This window comes from Pseudomonas sp. PS01303 (assembly GCF_029959385.1).
Lineage (GTDB): Bacteria > Pseudomonadota > Gammaproteobacteria > Pseudomonadales > Pseudomonadaceae > Aquipseudomonas > Aquipseudomonas rustica.
Map to the genome: position 1 here is coordinate 1 of NZ_JASCPK010000355.1, position 255 is coordinate 255.

Genomic DNA, 255 nt, shown 5'->3' on the forward strand with positions numbered 1-255 from the left:
GGTTCTTTTCGCCTTTCCCTCACGGTACTAGTTCACTATCGGTCAGTCAGTAGTATTTAGCCTTGGAGGATGGTCCCCCCATATTCAGACAAAGTTTCTCGTGCTCCGTCCTACTCGATTTCATGACCAAGAGATTTTCGCGTACAGGGCTATCACCCACTATGGCCGCACTTTCCAGAGCGTTCCGCTAATCTCAAAGCCACTTAAGGGCTAGTCCCCGTTCGCTCGCCACTACTAAGGGAATCTCGGTTGATT

At 50.2% G+C, this 255-nt stretch carries 1 rRNA gene; it reads right to left on the bottom strand.

The features are described 5' to 3' along the window. A 23S ribosomal RNA gene (locus QMX93_RS30935) occupies positions 1 to 255 on the bottom strand; the annotation flags it as partial.